Annotated in this window: 8 protein-coding genes; all 8 read right to left on the minus strand. The window is 64.2% G+C overall.

The genetic code is table 11. The annotated features are described in order from the left end of the window. Nucleotides 1-100 precede the first annotated feature (100 nt). On the minus strand, nt 101-424 hold the full coding sequence (locus MKW15_RS23930) for a WhiB family transcriptional regulator (protein WP_240862839.1): 324 nt from the start codon (nt 422-424) through the stop codon (nt 101-103). Beyond that, nucleotides 424-726 carry a hypothetical protein gene (locus MKW15_RS23935; RefSeq protein WP_240862841.1) on the minus strand — a complete coding sequence of 101 codons (303 nt, stop codon included), beginning with the start codon at nt 724-726 and terminating at the stop codon, nt 424-426. Before MKW15_RS23935 ends, MKW15_RS23930 begins: the two co-directional genes overlap by 1 nt. Beyond that, nucleotides 723-989, minus strand: a complete 267-nt coding sequence (locus MKW15_RS23940; RefSeq protein WP_240862843.1) for a hypothetical protein — start codon at nt 987-989, stop codon at nt 723-725. Before MKW15_RS23940 ends, MKW15_RS23935 begins: the two co-directional genes overlap by 4 nt. A gap of 321 nt (nt 990-1,310) precedes the next feature. Continuing rightward, complete coding sequence (locus tag MKW15_RS23945; RefSeq protein ID WP_308221102.1) at nt 1,311-2,429, minus strand: AAA family ATPase; 1,119 nt, start codon at nt 2,427-2,429, stop codon at nt 1,311-1,313. After that, nucleotides 2,357-2,665, minus strand: coding sequence for a DUF2742 domain-containing protein (locus MKW15_RS23950; protein ID WP_240862845.1), 309 nt, complete (start codon nt 2,663-2,665; stop codon nt 2,357-2,359). The genes MKW15_RS23945 and MKW15_RS23950 overlap by 73 nt, the downstream gene beginning before the upstream one ends. Further along, a complete protein-coding gene (locus MKW15_RS23955; protein ID WP_240862847.1) occupies nt 2,662-2,907 on the minus strand; it encodes a DUF6011 domain-containing protein in 246 nt (81 codons plus the stop codon). The genes MKW15_RS23950 and MKW15_RS23955 overlap by 4 nt, the downstream gene beginning before the upstream one ends. 97 nt (nt 2,908-3,004) lie before the next feature. Then, nucleotides 3,005-3,232, minus strand: a complete 228-nt coding sequence (locus MKW15_RS23960) for a helix-turn-helix domain-containing protein (protein WP_240862849.1) — start codon at nt 3,230-3,232, stop codon at nt 3,005-3,007. A gap of 431 nt (nt 3,233-3,663) precedes the next feature. Then, entirely contained in the window at nt 3,664-4,737 is a 1,074-nt protein-coding gene (locus MKW15_RS23965; protein ID WP_240862851.1) for a tyrosine-type recombinase/integrase, read from the minus strand. Nucleotides 4,738-4,964: the final 227 nt, after the last annotated feature.

Raw genomic sequence — 4,964 nt, forward strand, 5'->3', positions numbered from 1 at the left:
GACAGGTAGTCGATGAACAGGGAGAGTGCGGGCGAGTAGGTCCGCAGTTGTCGTTCCTCGGCGTATCGCAGCACGCTGGCGCGGATCTCATCTATCGGGCTCATGCTGCACTTGCCTTTCGGGGTCGGCCGGGGTTGCCGGGAAGGACGGGTCGCCGGCCACCGACGACAGCGTTTGTGTCGGGTTGCGTTGCCGCCCAACGCGCGCAAGCGTCGACAGCGGGGCAGGTGCGACACAGCTCGGCCGCGGCCCGGTGCCGGTACGCGGCATCGACGGATTCCTCGTTGCGTGCCTTGGGGTCGAACAACGTCTCGGAACCGATGCAGTTCGCCCCGGACAGGTCGGCGGTCCCGCGCAGTATCTCGGCTGTCAGATCGACCCAGCCACCTTCGCGGCGAGCGGGACCGCGATACTTGGCAACCATCAGCGCACCTTCCATTCGGGCGTGAATCGTTCGGAGAGTTCGCCGATCCACTCGGGTGGTGCTGCGAGGTCACCGTCACGCCGAGACTGCGCTCGGCATGACACCGTGTTCCACGGTTCGCCTGACGCTTCGACTCGGGCCTTCGTTGTGGTCATCCAGTCGGCGTGCGCGGTCAGGACCTCGGTTGCCTCGTTCTGCCGGCAGGAAAGTTCGGCAAGGTGGGCCAGCGTTCCGTCCCACGGTCGGCACGTCATCTCGTCGCAGAGTTCGGAAAGGCTCTCGAATGCGTCGCGGTCGATCATCGGGTCTCGACTTCAGCGAGGGGTGTGTAGTCGATGCCTTTGCGTTCGCAGAACTTCTTCCAGAGCCAGTCGGCACGTGGACGCCCCTCCTGGTCGGGTGGCGGTGGACCGTCTGCCACCTCTCGCAGAATGACGGCACGCTCGGTGAACTCGATCCCGAGGTGGGCTGCGACCGGGTAGCCGTCCACGATGACCACGGGCTCGATGAATGTCGTCACACCGCCGTCGATGTCGATGTATTGGTCCTGCTGCGTAGCCCACATGTGAATCGGCCGATGGAAGATCGCGGTGTCGAACTCATCGACCCACGTTTCTCTGAGGTGGGCTGGCGAGGTTGCTGGAGCGGTGTGAATTGTCTTCCAGTCAGGTGACATGGTTCCTTCGTTTCCTCGTGCGTTGTGTGCGTTGTGGGTTTGACCTGCGGTTTTGACTGCGTTCTGGTGTGCGTTGTGGTGCGCGGTGGTGCGTTGTGGCTCTGACCTGGGGTTTTTGTGGCTGCGGTCCAGAACGCACCAGAACGCACCAGAACGCAGTCCACAACGCACGTGTTTGTGCTGGTCAGAGCCACAACGCACACAACGCACCTACTCGGGGATGAGACGCCAGAACCACGGGCCCTTGGGGTTCTCGCGGCGGCTGGCTTCGATGAACTTCTTCTTGATGCAGTTCGTGCGCGCACGCCCGATCTGCGAGTCCGACCACTTCGTCTTGCTGGCGGCCTGACCCTTGCGGAGAAGGTCAGACGCGTCGGTGGCGAGCAGCCAGCCGCTCCCGTCGCATTCCTTCTCGACGACGCCGAGAAGGTCGGCCGCGCAGCCGTCGACCCGTTCGCTCTCGGCCTCGTCCTCGGCCACCTGTGATTGGGCGGCCATCGTCGAGAACATCTCCTTCGCAGACTGCTCGGCGATGCCCACCGGACGAGCCACGGTGATCGTGATGCCTTCCACAGTGACCTCGGTAATGTCGAAAAGTTCGGCCGGCTGATCGTCGCGGCATATGTTGGACTTCTCCACGCCGATCGCCAGACGGCCGTCCTCGTCGCGCTGGGCGAGCAGGTTGAGCCGGATGCTCTGCCGGATCTGACCGGAGAGCCCGACCGCGCCGCGAGTGCCGTTGAGCGTGTCCCGGTTCGTGTGCCCCAGGGTGAGGACCGCGGCGTTACGTTTGCGGGCGTACCGCTTCCACGCGTTGATCACCGGCCGCCACTCGGTGGCCTTGGGCAGGCCGCCGTTGACGACCGCAGTGGCGTCGGCGAGTCCGTCGACAACCACGAGCGCGATGTCGGGGAGTCCGTCGAGATCAGCCAGGTATCCGGGTCCGGGTATGCCCATCTCGAAATCGTCGTCATCTTCGGCGACGTTGAGCACGAGCACGTAATCGAGGTCAACACCAGCCGCTTCCATGCGCGGGCGTGCGGAATCTTCCCAGCCGTCCTCGGTGATGATGAGAACCACGTACAGCCGCAGCGCGGTGAGTTTCGCGACTTCGCGCACCCACCACGTGGACTTGCCGATGCCCTCATTGCCGAACAGATACGTCACGTGACCGCGGGCGAGACGTTCAGGGACAAGCCATTTCACCGGCCGCGACTTGGGTGCATCTGACCCGCGTATCCAACCTCTTGGGAGATTCATCCGATCACCCGCCGATCGAGAACTTCTGAAGTTGTCGATCGGACAGCCCACGGGTTCGCGGCCAACCATTGGCGACGATTGGCGATACGTCGGCCGGCGTCGCCCCACGGCAGTGCCTGGGAGACTTCGACCGCGGCGTCCTTGCTCGCGCGGATCTCGTCGAGCGCGTCCAGCTCGGCGAGCAGGACGTCGCGGACTCCCGCCGTCAGCAAGGCGTTGAACTGTGCCCGGTCGAGGCCGTCGGGTATCGGCAGATTCACAAGGCGCGCACGGATCTCGAGCGCCTCGGGATAGGTGAGGCTCATCCGGCCACCCGCTTCCGGCAGTCCGGACCGACGCCGAGCTGGCGTGATCGCTTCGCGGTCAGCGGGGAACCGCACACACGGCAGACGACGGCGAGGACGTAGTTCCCCTCACGCAACGCGGCCAACATGAGGCGGTCGGCAGGGTCCAAGTAGGCGTCGAGGTTGATAGACTCGATGTCGAGATTCCCGCCACCCGCTGAATCTTTCGGAGCCCCGCCGTTCGCCCCGGCGGGGTTTCTCATTGCAATCAACCGACCTCACCGCCGATCGCGTCGGCCTGGAAGTCGTCGTCGAGCAGATCAGCGTGGTTCTCGAGTGCCTGGTAGTCGGGATCGGTGCTCACGCGGCACCGCCGACACCGCCGAGTAGCTGCGCCGCAACCTCATTCGCGTCGAAACGAATCACGCGCGGACCGACGCGCCGGCCGGTGATCCGCCCCTCGGCGAGCCAGCGGCGCACGGTGCGGGGATGCACGCCGAACTCGTCGGCGATCTGTGCTGCAGACTTGTTGTAGCGGCGTGCCGGTTCGGGTTTCGCGGGCACGGACGAGCGCCTATCGTGGGCCATTGGGGACCACCTTTCGTGGTTTCTGTTCAGGTCGGTGGTGGGCGCCGTGTCCGCCAAGATCGCGCGCCCGCCACCGACTTCTCGTGCGGACTTGTGTCCGCTAGTAACCAAGCCTAGGTGGGGAAATCCCCTGTTTGAGCCCTTGTGTGCAAGTCATCGTGTTAACGGTGAGTTTCCCGCCCAGGGGGTAAGGGGACTCGTGACCCTTGCTGCACCTTGCCCGAACTATGTTGTGGGGCAGTGCTTTGGATGCTCTGCATACACCAGTCTCGCCTCCACTCGTCTTCACTCGTCTCGTCTCGCCTTGCAGAGCTAGGGCTCTTGCAGCACGCAGAAAGTGTTCCCTTCGCCAGGTGGTGGCGGGTAGCCGGAGGTAGATGGCGGGGTACGAGAAAGTGCCCAGATTTCTCGAGGTCTACGGGCGTGTCGCACTACTGGTCGGCTAGTTCCGACAGCTTCCGCGCTATCGCGGCATCTCGATCGGCGGCCGCGTGCTGGTAGCGCATCGACATCTCGGGCGTGGTGTGCCCCAGCCGCGCCATCAGTTCCTTTGTGGTCGCGCCGGCCTGTGCGGCGAGGACCGCTCCGACGTGGCGTAGGTCGTGCACGCGCACATGCGCTTTGCCCTTCGGCAACGCTGCCTTGAATGGCTTTGTAAACGCCGTCTGCGATAGCCGGAGTCCGCGAGTTGTGGTGAACACGAACGACTCTGGACCGCGGCCGGTGTGCGCCTTCATATGCTCGGTGAGCATGTCCGCGACGTGCGGCGGCACGTGAACGTCCCGAATGCCGGCATCCGATTTTGGCGGCCCGACGACGAGTTTGCCGTCGACTCGGGTTGCTGATCGCCGAATACGCAACACCATGCGACCATCCGAACGCGCTATATCCTTGCGCCGCAACTCGATCAGTTCGCCAAACCGGAGTCCGCACCACGCGGCTACGGGTACGGCCGCCCGGTACTGTTCCGGCATCTTGGCCGTGACGTCGACCAGCTCGGCCGGTGTCAGTAGCTCGACCTCGCGCCGCTTCGGCGGCTTACCGGCCCCGGCGACCTGGCACGGATTCTCGGCTACAAGCTTGTCCGCAACCGCGGTGTTGAAGATCGTCTTGAGCAGTTGGTAAGCGTGGGCCGATCGTGTCGGCGTCGCTTTGCCGAGTCCTGCCCACCATGTACGCACGAGCGCGGGCGTGATGTCGCGGACCGCTTCATCACCGAACGCCGGAAGAATCCGACTGTCGAGCAACGTCTGATACATCCATCGGGTTTTCGGTGAGAGATCCCGCTCGGCCAGCCATCGGGTCGCGAAGTCACGGAACACGATCATGCTCGCGGCCTGCTCGGCGGCCCGCTCGGCCGGCGGTTTCCACTCCCCCAGCTCGATCAGCTTCCGCTCAGAGGACAGCCAACCCTCAGCATCCGCTTTTGCACGGTAGGTGTGCGGCCCGTAGTAGCGAACGCCGTCACGGGCGACGTACGACGCCTGGTATGCACCGTTCCTCATGCCGCGAACGGTGCCCCACGATCGGCGTGTGCTGGCCACGCTGCAACCTTATCGCACGTCTCAGGTGTACGTTTGCAGGTAATTGCGTGGTGATATGTCCGCGTGTAGAGTGCAGATCACCAGGCAGGCAGACCACTGTTCGGGCTGGTAGACAACAGAATATGACCCCCTGCGGGGGTCTGGTTGTGATCCTGGCTGTCGCGGGTTCGAGTCCCGTCATCCACCCC

Origin of the sequence: Gordonia gummivorans (genome assembly GCF_022513585.1) — a bacterium.
Classification (GTDB): Bacteria; Actinomycetota; Actinomycetes; order Mycobacteriales; family Mycobacteriaceae; genus Gordonia.

Coding starts and splice junctions, on each gene's coding strand:
- MKW15_RS23955 (WP_240862847.1), bottom strand. CDS start 2,907: ATGAGAAACCCCGCCGGGGCGAACGGCGGGGCTCCGAAAGATTCAGCG.
- MKW15_RS23935 (WP_240862841.1), bottom strand. CDS start 726: ATGATCGACCGCGACGCATTCGAGAGCCTTTCCGAACTCTGCGACGAG.
- MKW15_RS23945 (WP_308221102.1), bottom strand. CDS start 2,429: ATGGTTGGCCGCGAACCCGTGGGCTGTCCGATCGACAACTTCAGAAGT.
- MKW15_RS23940 (WP_240862843.1), bottom strand. CDS start 989: ATGTGGGCTACGCAGCAGGACCAATACATCGACATCGACGGCGGTGTG.
- MKW15_RS23950 (WP_240862845.1), bottom strand. CDS start 2,665: ATGAGCCTCACCTATCCCGAGGCGCTCGAGATCCGTGCGCGCCTTGTG.
- MKW15_RS23930 (WP_240862839.1), bottom strand. CDS start 424: ATGGTTGCCAAGTATCGCGGTCCCGCTCGCCGCGAAGGTGGCTGGGTC.
- MKW15_RS23965 (WP_240862851.1), bottom strand. CDS start 4,737: ATGAGGAACGGTGCATACCAGGCGTCGTACGTCGCCCGTGACGGCGTT.
- MKW15_RS23960 (WP_240862849.1), bottom strand. CDS start 3,232: ATGGCCCACGATAGGCGCTCGTCCGTGCCCGCGAAACCCGAACCGGCA.